The sequence below is a fragment of the Streptomyces sp. NPDC048248 genome, from assembly GCF_043201875.1.
Lineage (GTDB): Bacteria > Actinomycetota > Actinomycetes > Streptomycetales > Streptomycetaceae > Streptomyces.
On the sequence record NZ_JBICZL010000010.1, the window covers coordinates 295,148 to 313,598 of the forward strand.

The window sequence follows — 18,451 nt, forward strand, 5'->3', positions numbered from 1 at the left end:
GCAATGGGCGTGCGCCGCCCCCGCACGCACGCCACAGTGAAAGGTGCGGCCGACGGCGGGACGGGCAGGCGCCCTTCACAGCAGGAACGCCCCGGCGGAAGGGAAAGGTCTCGTGCAGGGCAAGGACGAGCTGACGACGTACCGCGGCAAACGGCACTTCGACCGGACCAAGGAGCCGCAGGGCAGCCCCGCGCAGCCGGGCGACGCCCCGAGCTTCGTCGTGCAGATCCACGACGCGAGCACCATGCACTTCGACTTCCGCCTGGAGGTGGACGGCGTACTGAAGTCGTGGTCGGTACCGAAGGGGCCGCCCGCCGACCCGCACGACAAGCGGCTCGCCGTGCCCACCGAGGACCACCCGCTGGAGTACCGGGAGTTCGAGGGAGTGATCCCGGCGGGGGAATACGGAGGCGGCACCGTCATCGTCTGGGATCGGGGCACCTATCGCCCGCACACCCGGAAGAAGAAGGGCAGGGCCGTCTCCTTCGGTCAGTCGCTGACGGACGGGCACGTCTCCTTCCGGCTCGACGGGCAAAAGCTCCGCGGCGGCTATGCGCTCACTCGTTTCCGCGGCGGGGGCGACGGCGGAGGACGCGAGTACTGGCTGCTGGTGAAGGAGACGGACGACCAGGCGGGGCGGCACGCCGCCCCCGACCCCCGGCGCGCCCGCTCCGCGCTCAGCGGCCGGACCCTGAAGCAGGTGGCCGCCGAGGAGGAAGAGGAGGAAGAAGCGCAGGGGGAGGACGGATGACTGGGCTCCTTGACGCACTGCCCCCGGAACAGCAGCAGCTGCTGACCGACGCGGACAGCCATCTCACGGAACGGCCGATGCTCGCCGTGCTCAGCGACCGCCGGGAGTTCGGCGACGCCTGGGTGTTCGAGCGCAAACTCGACGGGATCCGGGCACTGGCGGCCCGCGAGGACGACCGCACCCGGCTGATGTCGCGCAGCGGACGTCCGATGGACGGCACCTTCCCCGAGGTGGTCGAAGCGCTCGCCGGCCTGCGGTGCCGTGACTTCGCCGTGGACGGCGAGATCGTCGCCTTCTCCCACGGGCGTACCGACTTCTCCCGCCTCCAGCAGCGCATGCAGCTCACCGACCCCGCCCGGGCGCGGGCCACCGGGGTCGCGGTGACGTACTACCTGTTCGACCTGCTGCGCCTGGACGGCAAGGACCTGACCCGACTGCCGCTGCGCACCCGCAAGTCACTGCTCCGCCGCGCCCTGGACTTCGACGGCCCGCTCCGCTTCACCCCGCACCGCAATCACGGCGGGCAGCGGGAGCTGGACGAGGCGTGCGCCCACGGCTGGGAAGGACTGATCGCCAAACGGGCGGACGGCAGGTACCGGCCGCGCCGTTCCTCCGATTGGCTGAAGCTCAAATGCGCCCGGGGCCAGGAGTTCGTCGTCGGCGGCTGCACCGAACCCGCGGGCTCCCGGATCGGTTTCGGGGCCCTGCTGATCGGCTACTACGACAGCCGCGGACTGCGCTACGCGGGCAAGGTCGGCACCGGCTACGACCAGGCCACCCTCCGCCGCGTACGCGGCCTCCTCGACGAGTTGTCCGCCCCGCGTTCCCCCTTCGTCGACCCGGTCCGCGAACGCGGCGTCCACTGGGCCCGTCCCGAACTCGTCGCCGAGATCGGCTTCGCCGAGTGGACCCGGGACGGCATGCTGCGCCACCCCCGCTACCTCGGTTTGCGCGAGGACAAGCGTCCGCGGGACGTCGTCAGGGAGAAACCGGTCCCGGGCTGACCGCCCCTCCAAGGGCTGTCACCGGGTCGGGGTCAGTCCCCCAAGGGGCTGCTGTCCAGTGCGGCACACAGTGCGGCGGCGTTCTCGTAGACCGCGACGGCGCCTGCCTCGATCAGCTCGCCGTGGCCGATCCCGCCGGACAGCAGGGCGACGCACGGGACGCCCACACGGGACGCGGCCTGGATGTCCCACACCGTGTCCCCGATGAACACCGCGCGCTCGGGCGGCACCTCGGCCTGCCGAAGGGCGGCCTCCACCAGATCGGGCGCGGGCTTGCCCTTGTCGACGTCGTCGGAGTGGGTCGCGCCGAGGATGGCGTCGTCGGCGTCGATGGCCTCGCGCAGCGCGGTGAGCTCCGATCCCCGCGCGGACGTGGCCAGGACGACGCGCCAGCCGCGCCCGGCGACCTTGCGCAGCAGCTCGCCGGCCCCGTCGAGAGCGGGCAGGCGTTCGCGCCAGGTGCCGTAGAGCGTCGCATGGGCGTCGGAGATCGCCGCGTCCTGCTCGGTCCGCCGGTCGCGGCCGAGCAGCCGCTCCAGAAGGTGGGTGGAGTCCATCCCGATGGAGCGGTGGATCTGCCACATCGGCACCTGGTGTCCGGCCTGGTGCAACGCCTCCCACCAGGCCACGGTGTGGAGGTAGTTGGTGTCGGTGAGGGTGCCGTCGACGTCGAAGACCGCCGCCCGCGGCTGGTCCGGTGAGGGACCGGGGCCGGGCTCTGTGTAGCCGTTCATCGATTCGCGCTCCTCACGGGACCAGCAACGTCTTGATCATGCCGTCCTCCTTGGCCTGGAAGGTCTTGTACGCCTGCGGGCCGTCCTCCAGCGGCAGTGTGTGCGTGGCGAAGCCCTGCACCCCGAGCGGGTCGGCGTCGTTCAGCAGCGGCAGGATGTCGTCGACCCAGTGCCGGACGTTGGCCTGGCCCATTCGCAGCTGGATCTGCTTGTCGAACATCGTCAGCAGCGGCAGTGGGTCCATCGCACCGCCGTAGACGCCGACGACGGAGATCGTGCCGCCCCGGCGGACGGCGTCGATGGCCGTGTGGAACGCCGCCATGCGGTCCACGCCGACCCGCTCCATGAGCTTCTCGGCCAGCGCGTCCGGAAGCAGCCCGACGAGCTGCTGGGCGGCCTTCACGCCGGGCGCGCCGTGCGCCTCCATGCCGACGGCCTCGATCACGGCATCGGTGCCCCGCCCTCCGGTCAGCCGGCGGACCTCGTCACCGACATCCGATCCGAGTTCGTCGACGTCCAGTGTGTGCACGCCCCGGGCCCTGGCCCTGGCCAGCCGCTCGGGCACCAGGTCCACGCCGATCACCTGGCTCGCGCCCTGGTGCAGCGCGATCCTGGCGGCCATGTCACCGATCGGGCCGAGGCCGAGGACCGTGACGCTGCCGCCCGGCGGGATGTCCGCGTAGGCGACGGCCTGCCAGGCGGTGGGCAGCACGTCCGAGAGGTAGACGTACCGCTCGTCCGGTGGACCGTGGGGCACCTTCACCGGCAGGGTGTTGCCGAAGGGCACGCGCAGGTATTCCGCCTGTCCGCCCGGCACCTGGCCGTAGAGCTTGGTGTAGCCGAAGAGGGACGCGCCCTTCCCGCGGTCGCGTACCTGCGTCGTCTCGCACTGGGAGTGCAGTCCGCGCGAGCACATCCAGCACTCCCCGCAGGAGACGTTGAACGGCACCACCACACGGTCCCCGGCGCTCAGCGCGGTGACCGCGGAGCCCACCTCCTCGACGACGCCCATCGGTTCATGGCCGAGGATGTCGCCCACGTCGAGGAAGGGCCCCAGAACTTCGTAGAGGTGCAGATCGGAACCGCAGATCCCGGTGGACGTGATCTTGACCAGGATGTCGGTCGGCTCCTGGATCTGCGGATCGGGGACGGTGTCCACCTGCACGTCCCGCTTCCCGTGCCAGGTCAGTGCGCGCATCACGCCCTCCTTCGCGCCGGTCGGCGTCCGGCAGTCGGAGTCAGCCGCCGGTGCTCGGTGACCGGCAGCTCCTGCGAACCCCCCGGGTTCCCGTGGCGGTGCCGGTCAAACGCGGCGCGGGAAGCCGACGCGACCCCCTGCCCCGTCCCGCTCGTCCACGCCCGGTCACCCGAACGCATCCGGACGACGCAGGGGTGCGGCGACGATCCGGCATACCGCCTTGTCCACCTGCCCGAGCCGCGGTGGGGAGCGCCGGCGCGGGCGCTGTGATTGACCACCGCGCCCCTCGGGCACTCGTCCTTCATGGTCATCGATCACACTGAGGCACCGGTGCTCGATGCGCTGGTCCGCTACCGCAAGTCCGGCGAACTGGCCTTCACCCCGCCCGGCCACAAACAGGCCCGCGGGGCCGATCCGCAGGTCCGCGAGGTTCTCGGCGACGCAGTCTTCCACGGGGACCTCCTGGCGTCCGGCGGGCTGGACGACCGGAGGACGACCGGCCGCGTGCTCGAACGCGCCGAGGACCTGATGGCCGACGCGGTACACGCCGAGCACACCTTCTTCTCCACCTGCGGCAGCTCGCTGTCGGTGAAGGCCGCCATGCTCGCGGTGGCGGGACCCCACGAGAAGCTGCTGGTGGGCCGCGACGCCCACAAGTCCGTGGTCTCCGGCCTGATCCTGTCCGGGGTGCGGCCGGTGTGGGTCGATCCGCAGTGGGACGCCGAGCGACGACTGGCCCACCCGCCGTCCCCCGAGCAGTTCGAGCGGGCCTTCGCCGAGCACCCCGACGCGAGGGGCGCTCTGGTCACCAGCCCGACCCCCTACGGCGCCTGCGCCGATCTGAGCGCCATCGCCGATGTCTGCCACCGGCGCTCGCGACCGCTCATCGTCGACGAGGCGTGGGGCGCCCACCTGCCGTTCCACCCGGACCTGCCGACCTGGGCGATGGACGCCGGCGCCGACGTCTGCGTCACCAGCATCCACAAGATGGGCAGCGGGTTGGAGCAGGGTTCCGTCTTCCACCTCCAGGGCGACCTCATCGACCCGGCCCTGCTGAAGTCGCGCGCCGACCTGCTGGGCACCACGAGCCCCTCGGTGCTCCTCTACGCCGGGATCGACGGGTGGCGGCGCCAGATGGTGCTGCACGGCCACCGTCTGATGACCCGAGCTCTGGATCTCGCCGCGCGGGTGCGTGCCGACATCGAGGAGATCGACGGGCTGCATGTCGACGACCGCGGCGACTACTGCGGCCCCGGGCGTGCGGCCGACTTCGACCCGCTTCCGGTGGTCATCGACGTCAGCGGCCTGCGGACCACCGGCTACCGCGCCGCGGACCGGCTGCGCGAACACCACAGCATCGACGCCCATCTGGCAGACCACCGCAGGATCAGCACCCAGATCACCCATGCGGACGACACCGACACCACGCGATCGCTGACCGAAGCGCTGCGTGAGCTCTCGCGCAAGGCGGCGAACCTGCGTCCGGCTCCGCACATCGCCGTACCCACCCCGGACGAGATGCGGCTCGAACAGACCTGTCTGCCGCGTGACGCCTACTTCGACGCGGTGGAGGACGTCCCCGTCGACGAGGCCGCCGGGCGGGTGGCCGCGGAGATGCTCACCCCGTATCCGCCCGGGATCCCGGCCGTGGTGCCGGGCGAACGCCTCACCTCCGCGGTGCTGCGTTACCTGACCACCGGCATCGAGGGTGGAATGAACCTCCCCGATGCGGCGGACCCCGCATTGCGCACCGTCCGCGTCCACATCGAGAAATAGGCCGAAAGGGCCGGGCGTCCGTGCCGACTGCTCGCCCCGGTCGGACCAGGGCCTCCCCCTACGCCCGCGCCGTCGGGCACCCCGTGTGGTGAACTCACAGCATGTCCGCTAAAGCCCTCATCGTGATCGACATGCTCAACTCGTACGATCATCAGGACGCCGAAGCGCTGCTGCCCTCGGTGCGAAAGGCGCTGCCGAACATCACCCGGTTGATCGAGCAGGCGAGGGAACACGACGCCGAGGTCATTTACGTCAATGACAACTTCGGCCTGTGGCGCTCGCACCACGACGAACTCCTGGACGTCGTCCTGCGCGGGCCGCACGCGGATCTGGTGGAGCCGATCCGCCCGGACGACGAATCACTGTTCGTCGTGAAAGCCCGCCATTCGATCTTTTTCGAGACGCCGCTGGAATACCTGCTGCGTCAGCACGGCATCGACACGATCGTCCTGTGCGGTCAGGTCACCGAACAATGCGTTCTCTATTCGGCGCTCGACGCCCACATCAGGCATCTGAACGTCGTCGTCGCCGAGGACGCCTGCGCGCATATCCACGGCGATCTCGCCACGGCGGCGCTGCAGATGATGGAGCGCAATATGCAGGCGCGCCTCGCGGACAGCGCCGAGAAAATCTTCTGACGGTCACGCACGCGGCGGCCGGCGCCCACCCGGCCCGGCGCGAGGGCCCGTGACCGTTCCGCGGGGGCCGGTCGGCGACGCGGAGAACTCCGGCTACCAGCGATACCACCGTCCACCCCTGCTACCGCTGCCTGACGACCTCGCGACAAAGCCGATCAGCCAGACCGCCAGCAGGACCATTGCCACGATCCACAGCGCCTTCACCACGAAACCCACGCCGAAGAGGATCAACACGAGAAGCAGAACAAGAAGCAGAGGGACCATCGGGATCTACCTCCGAACGGGCCGCAGCCCTTCGTGTCACCATCATGCGCCCGGCCGGTGCCCCGAGCCAACCGCCCCCGGCCGACCGCCACAGCCCGCGGCGGGGCAGACGCAAGGCCGGTGTGTGGTGTGGGGGTCGCACACCCCCACACCACACACCGGCCCGCCCTGCCGATCGATTCGCCGCGTCAGTTACCGGCCCCTCCGCTGCCGAACGAACCGCCCGAGTCCTCGTTCCGCTGCTGCCGCTCCTGCGACGGGCTCGGCCGGGACCCGACCGTTCCGCTGCCCTTGAGCTCATGCGGGGTGAGCCGGCCCTCCCGCTGGGGCACGGGGTCCGGCTCGCGCTCCTCGGTCACCTGGCGGACCGGGCCGTCCGCGGGCAGCCTCGGCTGCTCCTGCGGCAGCGGCGGACCGGGTTCGCGCGCCTTCTTGCGGCGCCCCCAGACGAAGGCCGCGATGAGCACACCCACAATGACCAGGCCGACGACGGCGAAGCTCATGGCCGTCATGTTCTGGGTCTCTGCCAGCTCCCATTTCGATGTGTCCATGGAACGGGGGTACCCGGAGAAGTGGTGGTCATCCCTCGGCGGAGATCAAAAGGACCGGGAGGAAACCGTGGCGGGCGGGCCGGACGCGGAGATTGCCTGCTGATTCGGTGCGCGTGTAAGTCCGCGCCCGCACTTTCGGGTGTCGCCGAACGGAGCGGAAAAGGCGGACCGGAAAGCGGCGGGGAATTCGGGAGGACGTCTCGTCGCCGAAATCGTCGGCACAGGCCCAGGGGTTCCTGGCGGCCCTTGTCGGAGCAACATCACCGGTGCGCCTGGGGAGGGGATCCGGTGCTGCGCCGGGGGCAGCCCGGGAACTCAGACGCACCGGTGATGGTTGCTCCGCGAGTCCACCCCATGGCCACCACCGATGCCAAGCTTCGACGGGTCTCGGCGTGGCGGAGCCGGGGCTCCCGGCCCGCCGGGCGACCCGTCCGGCGTCCGGCTCATGCGCGGGCCGGGCGTGGCTGGCAGAGTGAAGAGGGGAACTCGAACCAGGAGGCGGATCTCCATGTCGGCCACGGTCCCCGTCGCAGGTCCCGCCGCCGCCGGTGCCGTCCCGGGCGCGCCGTGCTGGGTGAGCTTGATGACGCACGATCTCGAAGGCGCCCAGACCTTCTACGGGGACGTCCTGGGCTGGAGCTTCCGGCCGGGCAGCATGGGCGAGGACTTCTCGGTCGCGCTGGCCGACGGACAGCCGGTCGCCGGTATCGGAGCACTGGCGCCGCGCTGGCAGGTCGCCGTCGCCTGGATGCCGTACTTCGCCGTCGAGAGCGCGGACGAGACCGCGGCGCGGGTCCGCGAGCGCGGCGCCACCGTCGCCGTGGGCCCCATGGAACTGGGCGAGGGCCGTATGGCCCTCGCCGCAGACCGCGACGGCGCGGTCTTCGGCCTGTGGGCGGGACAGGTTCTGGCATGGACCATCGGCCACGGAGGCGCGCCCGCCTTCCTGGAGTTGCGCACCCGGGACGCCTTCGACGCGGCCATCTTCTACGCCGAGGTCCTCGGCTGGGCGTCGGGGGAGCCCGGCAGCTGCGACGTCACCTATGAGCACGACGAAGTGATCGTGCGCGACGGCACCCAGGTCCTGGCTGCGCTGCGCGGCGGGGGAGTCGAAGCGGCGCCCGACCCGCGCGTCCGGCCGCGCTGGCACGTCCACTTCCCGGTCGACGACATCGAGAAGGTCACCGCGTCCGCGGTGGCGGCGGGCGGCGTCGTCACGCCCGTGACCCCCACCCCGGACAGCCGCGGCTGCCAGGCCGTGATCCGCGACCCCGACGGCGGACTCTTCACCGTCTCGACTCCGCAGCCGCCGCACGGTCACTGAGCGCCAGGCCCGCCGGCGCCACGGCCCGGCGGGGCCGAGAAGTCATCGTTGGTGCCGGGGATCGCAACTGGCCTTGTGCGCAAGGAGTTTGGGCGGCCGGGGGAGGGAAGGCGCCAGACAGTCGACACTGTCGCAGCGCGACTGACCGCACGCACCGACCGCAAGGAGTGATGGCACATGTCCTCGTCGTCCACGGCCCGCGGCACGGGACGAGAGAACATCCCCGACACCGCGGCCGCGTTCGCGGAACTCGCCGACCTGTCGCAGGAAGCGCCACGGCGGCGAGAGGTCCGTGAGGACATCGTGTGCGCGTGGCTTCCTCTGGCCCACCGGCTGGCCGGGCGCTACGGCGGCCGGGGCGAGGGGGACGACGACCTGCGGCAGGTCGCCGCTCTCGGTCTCCTGAAGGCCGTCGACCGCTACGACCCCCGCACCGGCTGCCCCTTTCCCGGCTACGCGATCCCCACCATCCGCGGGGAGATCAAGCGCTATTTCCGCAACGACCTGTGGGCCCTGCACGTCCCCCGGCGCACCCACGAGTTGCGCACGCAGGTGCACCGGGCCCGCAAGGATTTGGAGATCCGACCGGGGGCCGCGGCACCGACCGTGCGCGAGCTGGCCGAGCACACCGGACTCACCGAGAACGAAGTCCTGCAGGGAATGCAAGCGCAGGAGTCCCTCACCACGCTGTCGCTGGAGCGGCCGCTGTCCACCGAGGCGGGCCGTCCCCGCACGCTCGCCGACACCCTCGGCGCCGACGACCCGGCGTTCGGGCTCATCGAGGAACGGATCACCGCGACGCCCGCCCTGCACCGCCTGCCGCGCCGCGAGCGGACGATCCTGTACCTGCGCTACTTCCGGGACCTGTCCCAACGCGAGATCGCGTCCGAACTGGGAATCTCGCAAATGCACGTCTCGCGGCTGCTGGAGCGCTCCTGCGCCAGGGTCCGGGCCCGGGTGCTCGTCGATGGCTGCGGGCCCGCAGATCGCGGCGGCAGGTGGGCCGGGCGGCGAGCGGTATCCGTGCGACCCCGGGGCGCCCGCGCGTAACCCGTACGCCGCGCCGACGCCGTCGCGAAGCTTGGCATCCCGGCCGTCATGGGGTGGACTCGTGGGGCGGCAATCGCCGGTGCGTCCGGGCTCCCGGCCGGCCCGGCGCGGCACCGGCCCCCAACCCCGGGCACACCGGCGATGCCGCGCCAGGCGGCCGGGATCCGCGCACCGCACTCAAGTTTTCGCGCGCCGCCCACAGGGACGATCCGCCGGGACGTCCCGCGCACCGCGTTCAGGCTTCCTCGACCGTCGTCTCGTCGCCACTGAACGGCGTGAGGTGGACGGCGGCTTCCTCCGCCGAGGCGGCCCCGCCGTCGATGCCCACGTCGCGCGCGACGATGTCGTTGCTCGACAGGCGCGGGACCCCTTCGTCCGCGCCGACGATCCGCCCGGCGCGCTCGGAGGCGGCGTCACCGTCGATCGGCTCCCCGTCGCCGCCCGGCTGATCGCCGATCCCGTCCCCGTCCGGTGCCGTGATGTCCGGCACCTCCTCGCTCAGCCGCTGGTCGAGGGATTCACGGTCGTGCTGTTCCCGGGCCGTGGTTCCCACGCCGTTCACCGCGTAGGGGCGTTCGGGCGGCGAATAACCCTCGTCCAGAATTTCGTCGAGCCCCGGCTCGTCGAGGGCGTCTTCCATATCGAGGTCGTCGGGGTTGTCCTGTGGATCGGACGCGGACGGTTGATAGACCTCGTCGCCCATCGCTGCGTCTGGCATGGCTGCCCTCCTTCTCCCGTAGGCGGTGATTCCCGTAGGCCATAACAGGCTCAGACCGCGCTGCCGAGTCTGTGCAGGATGTCGATGACTTCACTGTCCTGCACCTGATCGAAATTCTCGTACCACTCGCCCACCCCGCGAAAATTCGACGGCTGGAGCACGGCGAGGAAATCGTCGGCCTCCTGACGCGGATCGGCGGCGGACGCGGTACCGCACACGGGCACCGCCAGGATCAGCCGGGCGGGCTGCCGGCCCCGCAGGTGCCGCAGGGCGGCGCGCGCCGTCACCCCGGTGGCGAGCCCGTCGTCGATGAGAAGGACGGTTCTGCCACGCACGGCGATCGGGGGCATGCCCGGGCGATAGAGGTCCTCGCGCCGTCGCAGTTCGGCCCGTTCGCGGGCCACGTCAGGCGCCAGCTGTGCCTCGGTGAGGCCGATCGCCTCCAAAGCACGTGGGGCGAAGAGCGGCGGGTCCGTGCCGACGACCGCGCCGATGCCGACCTCCGGGCGACCCGGCATGCCGATCTTGCGCGCGACGAGCACATCCAGCGGAGCGCGCAGAGCTCGTGCCACCTCCGCCGCCACCGGGACACCGCCGCGCGGCAGCGCCAGGACGAGGGGATCGACGAGTCCCCCGTCGACCGGCCACGCGCGCAGCCGGTCGGCCAGCGCTCTCCCGGCCTCCCACCGGTCGGCGAATCTCATCGCTCGCTCCCTTCGCCGTCGATCCGCTCCGGCCGCGCGGCGAAGACGGGGGCGACGCCGCCGGAACGGACGCGTCAGTTGCGGCGGTCCTCGGTGCCGAGCCCGAGGGACTCGACGATGTTCTGGACGTTGCCGAAGCGTTCGTGTGCCGGAAGGCCCTCGGCCAGTTCGACCAGCCGGTCCGGCGCGTGGTTGGTCCGCAGCGTCCGGAGGAGGGCACTGCGTTCGGCCGGGTACACGCTCCGGCCGAGATACTGGGCGAGCTCGGAGCGCACGCCCACGTCCGCGGCGGTCATGCCGTGCGGGGTGCCGCCGGTGAGGACGGTGTCGGGGGCCCGCGTCGCCTGCGGCTGGTCCTCACCCGCCGGCTGCAGCTCCTGCTGTTCCTCGGCTCGCAGCGACCGGTCCGCGGTCAGTTCCCCCCGCAGTTGCTTCTTCATCATTTCGTCCCGGGCGGGGCCGACCTTGTCCGCGCCGTGTTCCATGGCCAAATTTCTGCCCTCCAGGGTTCGTGCTGACATCACCCGGCACGCCTCCCGCCGTGCAGGCCGGTGTCTGCGTACCGAGTTCCCCCTATCCCCCCGCAATAACAGCCGTACGGAGCAGATTCAACGCCGGACACGGAGGCCGTACGGGCGTACACCGTGGGTGAGCGGACATCGGCTTCCACGGGGGCGCATATGGGTTTCGATAACGGGCACCTGGGGGCTGTCCGACGAATCCGAGAGACCCGAACAATCCCGAACCACTCCGAGAACCCTCGAAATCCGAATCCCCCGAAACCGAGGAGGCAGCGCCATGCGACTCTCGCTCCTTCAACCGGTCATCGATCGGCCGGGCCCCTGGGCGTCCGTCTACGCCGACATGTCCCACAGCACCGCGGACGCGGCGAAACAGCAGGAGCTGACGGCGACCGCGATCGCCGACAAGCTGTTCGGGCTCGGCGCGGACGAGGCCACGGTCGGAGCCGTCCACGAGACGCTGGCCACGCTGCGCACCGGAGAGCCGGGGGCGGAGGTCGGACGTGCGCTGTTCGCCACCCATGGCGAGGTCGTCCTGGACACCGCGCTGCCCGGGCGGCCTTCCGCGCCGTTCGCGACCTGGGGCCCGCTGCCCCGGATCACTCCGCTGCTGGAGGCGTTCGGCGACGACCCGGTCTGCCTGGTCGCCTACGTCGACCGCACCGGAGCCGACTTCATGGTGCGCAGTGACCGGGGCAGCGATGACGCGGGACATGTCGAGGGCGCCGACTGGCCCATCCACCGCACCGCGTCGTCGGACTGGTCCGAACGCCACTTCCAGACCAAGGTGGAGAACACCTGGGAGCGCAACGCGGGGGAGATCGCGGATGCGGCGAAGGAGGCGTTCGAGAGCTGTGGGGCAGAGGTCATGCTGCTGGCGGGCGATCCGCGCGAACGCCGGGCCGTGCACGACAAGCTGCCCGAACCGGTGCGCGCCGTGACGTACGAGAGCGTCCACGGCGGGCGAGCCCCCGGCTCGGAGAGCGAGCGTCTGGAGAGGGACATCGCCCACGTCCGCGCGATGCACGAACGGGAACACGTCCATGAGGTGGCGGATCGCTTCCGTACCGGCTCCGGGCCCGGCGGCAGCGGCGCGCCCTACGCCGCGGCCGGAGTGCCCGCCCTGGTCGAGGCGGCGCGCGAACACCGCATCGACACCCTGCTGGTCAGTCCGGAGAGCGCGGATGCCGGCCAGGAGATCTGGGTCGGGCCGGGCGCCGACCAGATCGCCGTACGCGGCTCGGAATTGCAGTACCTGGGTGAGGTGCACCCGGCCGCTGCCCGCGCGGACGACGCCCTGGTGCGCTCGGCCGTGGCGAACGGCGCGGAGGCCGTCGTGGTGCGCGACCCCGAGGAGGTGCCGGCCGGCGGTCTCGGGGCCATCCTGCGGTGGTCGGAGCCCCGGAACGCCTGAGCACGCAACCGGCCGTTCGTACCGGGCCGCCCGGGCCCGGGCGGCCCGGAAGGCGCCGGCGGCGAGGTTAGTTTCGGCGCGCGACGGGCACCCGGAAGGCCGTTGCGGGGCCACGGCCCGCCGGGCGGAGGAACGTGTCCGCCCGGTGGGCGCCCAGGGTCGAAGCCTGCGTCGTGGCTATTCCGAAGGAGGAGGGGAGCACGTCATGACCGTGCCGCAGCCCCCGGGGCCGCCTGCCCCCACTCCGGGCCCGGGGCCGGTTCCCTCACCGGAGCCCGACCCGGTGCCGCCGCCCACACCGCGGCCGCCTCCCGAGCCCGATCCGATTCCGCCGAACCCGGCCCCGCCGACCCCAGGGCCGGTCCCGGGACCACCACCCGATCCTCAACCTCCGCGCACACTCCGGGCCGTGGGGGAGAGCCGCCACGGCCCGGCCCCGGCCTGACCGCCCACGCCGGCACAGAGAAGGGTTCGCCATGCGCATGTTTTCCAGCGCTCCGAGTATCGAAGGGCTCACCGCCGTCGTCACCGGAGGCTCCCGGGGGCTCGGGCTGCTCATGGGCCGCCAACTGGCCCGCCGGGGCTGCGATGTGGTGCTCCTCGCCCGGGACGAGCCGGAGCTTGCCAGGGCCGTCGGCCAGTTGGGGAACACCGTCGGCGGGTCGGTGCGCGGCGCGGTCTGCGACGTACGGGACAGGGCAGCGGTGCAGGAGGAGTTCGAGAGGATCGCCGGTCGCCATGGCGGGATCGACATCGTCATCGCCAACGCCGGCATCATCCAGGTCGGGCCCGCCGACGCGTTGGGGCGCGAAGGATTCGAGGACGCCGTCGACTCCATCTTCCGCGGGGCCCTCAATACCGCGCTCGAAGCCCTGCCCTACCTCCGTCGCAGTGAGGCCGGCGGCAGGCTGGGGCTGATCGGCTCCATAGGCGGCCTGATCGCGGTGCCCCATCTTCTGCCGTACTCCTGCGCGAAGGCGGCGGTCGCCGCGCTGGCCGAAGGGCTGCATGCCGAGGAGTCCCCGCACGGTGTGTCCGTGACCGGCGTGCACCCGGGCCTGATGCGCACGGGTTCCCATCTGCACGCGCACTTCGGGGGCGACAAGCGCCGCGAGTACGCCTGGTTCTCGGCGCTCGCCGGCGCTCCCGTGCTGTCCATGGACGCCGAGCGCGCGGCGGAGCGCATCGTCTCAGGACTCCAGCGGCGGCGCACCCGCATCGTTCTGACACCGGCCGCGCGCCTCGGCGCGGCGATGCACGGGGTGGCGCCCGTGGCGACGACGCGCCTGATGTCGGTGGTGGTTCGCGCGCTGCCGAGCGGTGGCGGCCGGGGAACGGACGAGGGCGCCACGGTGGAAGCCTTCGACCGGCCCCCGGCTCCACGGCTCCGTGCGCTGGTGAGCGCCCTGAACGAGCGGGCTGCCGACCGCTTCAACCAGCGGGGCGGCCCGGCCACCGGCAGCAGGTGAGCGGCCCGCACGAGCGCACGAGGTGACGCGGCACCATGCCCACCGGCCCGGCAACCTGGGCCCGCGCCGCGGGCTCAGGGCTCCTTGCGTGCCTTCGCGGCAGCCGCGCGGGCCGCGCTGACCTCTCCGGTGGCGTCCGCCGTGCTGAGCTTTCCGCCGGCACTCTCCAAGTGGGCCCGTACGAACCACTGGAACAGCTCCAGCGACCTCAGGTGCTCGATCAGCAGGTCCTGTGTGACGGGATCGGTCTCGTCGGTCGCGGCCACCGCCTCACGGTGGTCCCGGATGACGCCGGTGTAGACGACGTCCAGTGCGCCGAGGTGCTCGATGGCCTGGGCCCGCCCGATGGCGTAGTCCTCCCAGGTGCGCTCCGCGACCAGCGCGCCGGGGGTGCCGGCCGGTGAGCCGCCCAGCGTCGAGATCCGTTCCGCGGTGTCGTCGATCATGCCGCGCACCGCTTCGACCTGCGGGTCGAGCATTTCGTGAACCGCGATGAAATGCGGTCCCACCACGTTCCAGTGGACGTGCTTGAGCGTGAGCGCCAAGTCGTTGAGCGCGTGCAGTCGCAACCGCAGCCGCTCGATGACCTGGCCGCCCTCCGACTCCGTCATACCGGGGACCGTGTAAGCAGGGGTCTTGCTCGCGGCCATCGTGACCTCTCCTCTTCGCAGGCATCCGAATGCGGACACGTGCCACCACCGGGGTGGCCCGCCCGCCACCCAGACCAGCACCGGCGGCGGAGCCGCGCCATCGCCACTAGGCCGACTGCCGGGGAGGTTCATTCCGAGCGGCACCGTCGCGCGCCCCGCCCCTGGCCGCGCCATCTCGACGGCCCCGCCACCCCATTGGCCCCGGCGGCATGCGGGCCCGACCGTGATGGCGCAGCATCGCAGCAATCCGACCGGAAGGAAGCGTGCGATGACAGATCGCCCGTGGGGCCCGGATCGCGCGGCCAAGGGCAGCCCCGAATGGCTGCCCGTCCTGGACATCCCCGAGCCGGGGCGGCAGCGCAGGCTGACCGTCCTGCTGCGGCTGCTCCTGCTGATCCCGCACTTCGTCGTGCTGTTCTTCCTCTACATCGCGGCCTTCTTCACGGTGATCGCCGGGTGGTTCGCCGCCCTGGTGCTGGGACGTCTGCCGGAGCCGATCTTCCGGTTCCTGGGCGGGTATCTCGGCTATCACACCCGGGTCGGTGCGAGCGCGATGATGCTGGTGGACAGCTACCCGCCCTTCGCGCTGACGCCGCCGCCGAACTACCCGGTCCAGATCGCGTTGCGCCCCGAGCCCCTCAACCGCCTCGCCGTGTTCTTCCGCATCATCCTGCTGATCCCGGCCGCCATCGTGGAGAGCCTGGTCACATGGGGTTGGTGGGCCCTGTGCCTGATCTGGTGGCTGATCACGCTGATCCTCGGGCGCATGCCGCGCCCGCTGTTCGAGGCATCGGCAGCCACCCTGCGCTACCAAATGCGCTACTACGCCTACGGGATGATGCTGACCCCGGCCTATCCCAAGAGGCTCTTCGGTGACCAGGCCACCGTCACCGGGGAACCGGCCAGGTCCGCCACGAGGCCCCTGCTCGTCAGCGACCCCGGCAAGGCGCTGCTGGTGCTCTTCCTGGTGGCGGGCGTTGCCTGTGGCTCGACGTCCTCCTTCGCGTCCCGCACCGAGGACGACGAGTTCAGGTACACCGATCAGCGAGCCCAGCGGCAGTCGCTGCCGGACTCCGGCTGCCCGTCCGGCACATGGTGTGCCCGCAGGTGATACGACGCGACCGGTGAACTGCTCTCGCGTGCAGGGCCGTTACGGCTCGACGGGCCCGGGCTGCCGGGCCGCCTCCGCCGCTTCGACGGGATGGTCGCGCATGCCGAGCCGCAGATGCTCGACGTGGAACAGCGCCTGGTCGAGGAGTTCGGCGACGTGGTTGTCGTACAGGGCGTAGATGATCGAGCGGCCCCGGCGCTCGCCGGTCACGAGACCGAGATTGCGCAGCAGCCGGAGCTGATGGGAGCAGGCGGACTGCTCCATGTCCACGGCCTCGGCGAGGTCGCCGGCCGCGCACGGGCCCTCCTGGAGGCGAGCGAGGATCCGCAGGCGGGACGGGGTGGCCAGCGCCTGGAGGGTCGCGGCGACATCCGCGGTGCCCACGGCGTCGAGACGTTCGCGCGTCGTGGCAACAGTGCTCTTGTCGTCGACTCCATGACCCATGGGCGCCATCCTACAAGAGACACATGAAGAGCTGTTCATTCATTCCTGTATGGTGAAGGGGTTGTGCCCGCCGTCTGCGAAGAGGGGCTCTCTCGTCATGTCTTTCACCGTCACCGAGCGCCCCGCACCGGCGTCTGGCGGCCGCGGGCCCGTAGCCCCACGGCGGCGTACGCGCGTCCTCGCCCTGCCCGAAGTGCGCTGGGCCGCCGCGTCGTTGGCGCTGTTCCTGGTCGCCCTGCCCCTGCAACTGACCGGGGCGCCCGCCTGGCTGTCCGGGCCGCTCTATGCGGCCGCCTACGTCACGGGAGGCTGGGAGCCGGCCCTGGCCGGGCTCCGGGCGCTGCGCGACAGGACGCTCGACGTGGACCTGCTGATGATCGTCGCGGCCGTCGGCGCCGCCGCGATCGGGCAGGTGATGGACGGTGCGCTGCTCATCGTCATCTTCGCCACCTCCGGTGCCCTTGAGGCACTGGCCACGGCGCGGACCGCGGACTCGGTACGCGGCCTCCTCGACCTCGCCCCCGAAACCGCCACCCGCCTCCTGGACGACGGTGGCGAGGAGACCGTGCCGACCGACGCCCTCGCGGTCGGCGATGTCATCCTCGTGCGCCCCGGCGAACGCGTCGGCGCCGACGGCCGGGTGCTGGACGGTGCCGGGGAGGTCGACCAGGCCACCATCACCGGTGAACCCCTGCCGGTGGCGAAGGAGGCGGGCGACGAGGTGTTCGCCGGCACCCTGAACGGCACCGGCGCGCTGCGTGTGAAGGTCGAACGGGACGCCGCCGATTCGGTGATCGCCCGGATCGTGGCGATGGTCGAGGAGGCGTCCGAGACCAAGGCCCCGACCCAGCTCTTCATCGAGAAGGTCGAACAGCGCTACTCCGTCGGCATCGTGCTGGCGACCCTGGCCGTCTTCGCCGTCCCGCTCGGCTTCGGCGCCGATCTGACGGGGAGCCTGCTGCGGGCCATGACCTTCATGATCGTCGCCTCGCCGTGCGCGGTGGTGCTGGCCACCATGCCACCGCTGCTGTCCGCCATCGCCAACGCCGGACGCCACGGCGTCCTGGTCAAGTCAGCCGTCGTCATGGAGCGCCTCGGCCAGATCGACGCCGTCGCGCTCGACAAGACCGGCACGCTCACCGAAGGGACTCCGCGGGTCACCGCCGTCCACCCTCTGGAGGGCGGCGCTCTGAGCGAGGACGCCCTGCTGGCGACGGCGGCCGCGGCGGAGCATCCCAGCGAACACCCCCTGGCGCGCGCCATGGTGCGGGCGGCCCGCGAGCGCGGTCTCGAGCTACCCGTCGCGGAGGACTTCCGCTCCGCACCCGGGACCGGAGTGACCGCCACTGTCCGGGGCCGTGCGGTCGCCGTCGGCGCGCCGGCCCGGCTGCTGCACGCGGCCGACGGTCCCCAGCCCGACCAAGTCGACGACCTCGTCCGTGACTTGGAGGAGGGCGGCCGCACCGCCGTCCTCGTCCTGCGCGACGCTGTCCCGGCCGGGGTCCTGGGGATCGCCGACCGGCTGCGCCCGGACGCGGCTGCCACCGTCACCGCGCTGCGAACGCTGACCGGCGCCGCCCCCGCCCTCCTGACCGGGGACAACCCGCGCGCCGCAGTACGCCTGGCGGCCGAGGTCGGCATCGCCGACGTACGGGCCGGGCTGCTGCCCCAGGACAAGGTGGCGGCCGTCCGGGAAATGTCGGCCACCGGGCACAAGGTGCTGGTCGTCGGCGACGGCGTCAACGACGCCCCGGCGCTGGCCGCCGCGCACACCGGCATCGCCATGGGGCAGGCCGGCTCGGATCTGGCCCTGGAAACCGCCGACGCCGTCATCGTCCGCGACGAATTGGCCACCGTCCCCGCGGTGGTGGCTCTCTCCCGCGCGGCCCGCCGCCTGGTGGTGCAGAACCTGATCATCGCCGGGGTGTTCATCTCCGGCCTGGTCGTCTGGGATCTGGCCGGCACGCTGCCCCTGCCGCTGGGCGTCCTCGGTCACGAGGGCTCCACCGTCATCGTCGGGCTCAACGGGTTGCGCCTGCTGAGAGACGCTGCCTGGCGCCGGGCCGCCGCCGCACCGTCACCGCCCGGCACGCCCTGACGCGGCACGGTGCCACGTCGCACCGCGCATCG

Annotated in this window: 19 protein-coding genes; 10 read left to right on the plus strand and 9 right to left on the minus strand. The window is 71.8% G+C overall.

Annotated features, from left to right (window positions below; genetic code table 11):
- Window positions 1-112 precede the first annotated feature (112 nt).
- A complete protein-coding gene (locus ACGFZW_RS23385; protein WP_393895127.1) occupies window positions 113-751 on the plus strand; it encodes a DNA polymerase ligase N-terminal domain-containing protein in 639 nt (212 codons plus the stop codon).
- Window positions 748-1,755: a non-homologous end-joining DNA ligase gene (ligD, locus tag ACGFZW_RS23390; protein WP_393895128.1), complete on the plus strand. Its 1,008-nt coding sequence runs from the start codon at window positions 748-750 to the stop codon at window positions 1,753-1,755. Before ACGFZW_RS23385 ends, ligD begins: the two co-directional genes overlap by 4 nt.
- A gap of 32 nt (window positions 1,756-1,787) precedes the next feature.
- Here ligD and ACGFZW_RS23395 read toward each other — a convergent pair whose 3' ends face one another.
- Window positions 1,788-2,489 carry an HAD family hydrolase gene (locus ACGFZW_RS23395; RefSeq protein WP_393895129.1) on the minus strand — a complete coding sequence of 234 codons (702 nt, stop codon included), beginning with the start codon at window positions 2,487-2,489 and terminating at the stop codon, window positions 1,788-1,790.
- Window positions 2,490-2,502: 13 nt separating this feature from the next.
- Complete coding sequence (locus ACGFZW_RS23400; RefSeq protein WP_393895130.1) at window positions 2,503-3,687, minus strand: zinc-dependent alcohol dehydrogenase; 1,185 nt, start codon at window positions 3,685-3,687, stop codon at window positions 2,503-2,505.
- A 303-nt stretch (window positions 3,688-3,990) separates the two neighbouring features.
- On the opposite strand from ACGFZW_RS23400, the gene ACGFZW_RS23405 reads away from it, so the two are divergent.
- Complete coding sequence (locus ACGFZW_RS23405; protein WP_393895286.1) at window positions 3,991-5,463, plus strand: aminotransferase class I/II-fold pyridoxal phosphate-dependent enzyme; 1,473 nt, start codon at window positions 3,991-3,993, stop codon at window positions 5,461-5,463.
- 101 nt (window positions 5,464-5,564) lie between these two features.
- Window positions 5,565-6,101 (plus strand): isochorismatase family cysteine hydrolase, encoded by a 537-nt coding sequence (locus tag ACGFZW_RS23410; RefSeq protein WP_393895131.1) that lies wholly within the window; start codon window positions 5,565-5,567, stop codon window positions 6,099-6,101.
- A 93-nt stretch (window positions 6,102-6,194) separates the two neighbouring features.
- Here the strand turns inward: ACGFZW_RS23410 and ACGFZW_RS23415 are convergent, their stop codons facing one another.
- The gene (locus tag ACGFZW_RS23415) at window positions 6,195-6,365 is read right to left on the minus strand and encodes a hydrophobic protein (protein ID WP_393895132.1); all 171 of its coding nucleotides are present in this window, start codon (window positions 6,363-6,365) and stop codon (window positions 6,195-6,197) included.
- 188 nt (window positions 6,366-6,553) lie between these two features.
- Entirely contained in the window at window positions 6,554-6,916 is a 363-nt protein-coding gene (locus ACGFZW_RS23420; protein WP_393895133.1) for a DUF6479 family protein, read from the minus strand.
- A 508-nt stretch (window positions 6,917-7,424) separates the two neighbouring features.
- Between ACGFZW_RS23420 and ACGFZW_RS23425 the strand changes: the two genes are divergently transcribed.
- Both ACGFZW_RS23425 and ACGFZW_RS23430 read left to right on the plus strand, forming a co-directional pair.
- A complete protein-coding gene (locus ACGFZW_RS23425) occupies window positions 7,425-8,240 on the plus strand; it encodes a VOC family protein (protein WP_393895134.1) in 816 nt (271 codons plus the stop codon).
- Between the two features lie 177 nt (window positions 8,241-8,417).
- Window positions 8,418-9,290, plus strand: coding sequence for a SigB/SigF/SigG family RNA polymerase sigma factor (locus tag ACGFZW_RS23430; RefSeq protein WP_393895135.1), 873 nt, complete (start codon window positions 8,418-8,420; stop codon window positions 9,288-9,290).
- Window positions 9,291-9,525: 235 nt separating this feature from the next.
- Here ACGFZW_RS23430 and ACGFZW_RS23435 read toward each other — a convergent pair whose 3' ends face one another.
- From ACGFZW_RS23435 to ACGFZW_RS23445, 3 genes are all read right to left on the minus strand, one after another.
- On the minus strand, window positions 9,526-10,008 hold the full coding sequence (locus ACGFZW_RS23435; RefSeq protein ID WP_393895136.1) for a DUF5709 domain-containing protein: 483 nt from the start codon (window positions 10,006-10,008) through the stop codon (window positions 9,526-9,528).
- A gap of 50 nt (window positions 10,009-10,058) precedes the next feature.
- Window positions 10,059-10,712, minus strand: a complete 654-nt coding sequence (locus tag ACGFZW_RS23440) for a phosphoribosyltransferase (protein WP_393895137.1) — start codon at window positions 10,710-10,712, stop codon at window positions 10,059-10,061.
- 74 nt (window positions 10,713-10,786) lie between these two features.
- Complete coding sequence (locus ACGFZW_RS23445; RefSeq protein ID WP_393895138.1) at window positions 10,787-11,233, minus strand: DUF2795 domain-containing protein; 447 nt, start codon at window positions 11,231-11,233, stop codon at window positions 10,787-10,789.
- A gap of 277 nt (window positions 11,234-11,510) precedes the next feature.
- On the opposite strand from ACGFZW_RS23445, the gene ACGFZW_RS23450 reads away from it, so the two are divergent.
- Both ACGFZW_RS23450 and ACGFZW_RS23455 read left to right on the plus strand, forming a co-directional pair.
- A complete protein-coding gene (locus ACGFZW_RS23450; protein WP_393895139.1) occupies window positions 11,511-12,647 on the plus strand; it encodes a Vms1/Ankzf1 family peptidyl-tRNA hydrolase in 1,137 nt (378 codons plus the stop codon).
- A 476-nt stretch (window positions 12,648-13,123) separates the two neighbouring features.
- Window positions 13,124-14,116: an SDR family NAD(P)-dependent oxidoreductase gene (locus tag ACGFZW_RS23455; protein ID WP_393895140.1), complete on the plus strand. Its 993-nt coding sequence runs from the start codon at window positions 13,124-13,126 to the stop codon at window positions 14,114-14,116.
- Between the two features lie 74 nt (window positions 14,117-14,190).
- Here the strand turns inward: ACGFZW_RS23455 and ACGFZW_RS23460 are convergent, their stop codons facing one another.
- A complete protein-coding gene (locus tag ACGFZW_RS23460; RefSeq protein WP_393895141.1) occupies window positions 14,191-14,766 on the minus strand; it encodes a Dps family protein in 576 nt (191 codons plus the stop codon).
- A 268-nt stretch (window positions 14,767-15,034) separates the two neighbouring features.
- On the opposite strand from ACGFZW_RS23460, the gene ACGFZW_RS23465 reads away from it, so the two are divergent.
- A complete protein-coding gene (locus ACGFZW_RS23465) occupies window positions 15,035-15,877 on the plus strand; it encodes a DUF4389 domain-containing protein (RefSeq protein ID WP_393895142.1) in 843 nt (280 codons plus the stop codon).
- 39 nt (window positions 15,878-15,916) lie between these two features.
- On the opposite strand, the gene ACGFZW_RS23470 is transcribed toward ACGFZW_RS23465, so the two are convergent.
- Window positions 15,917-16,321 (minus strand): ArsR/SmtB family transcription factor, encoded by a 405-nt coding sequence (locus ACGFZW_RS23470; protein ID WP_393895143.1) that lies wholly within the window; start codon window positions 16,319-16,321, stop codon window positions 15,917-15,919.
- A gap of 97 nt (window positions 16,322-16,418) precedes the next feature.
- Between ACGFZW_RS23470 and ACGFZW_RS23475 the strand changes: the two genes are divergently transcribed.
- The gene (locus ACGFZW_RS23475; RefSeq protein WP_393895144.1) at window positions 16,419-18,419 is read left to right on the plus strand and encodes a heavy metal translocating P-type ATPase; all 2,001 of its coding nucleotides are present in this window, start codon (window positions 16,419-16,421) and stop codon (window positions 18,417-18,419) included.
- Window positions 18,420-18,451 lie beyond the last annotated feature (32 nt).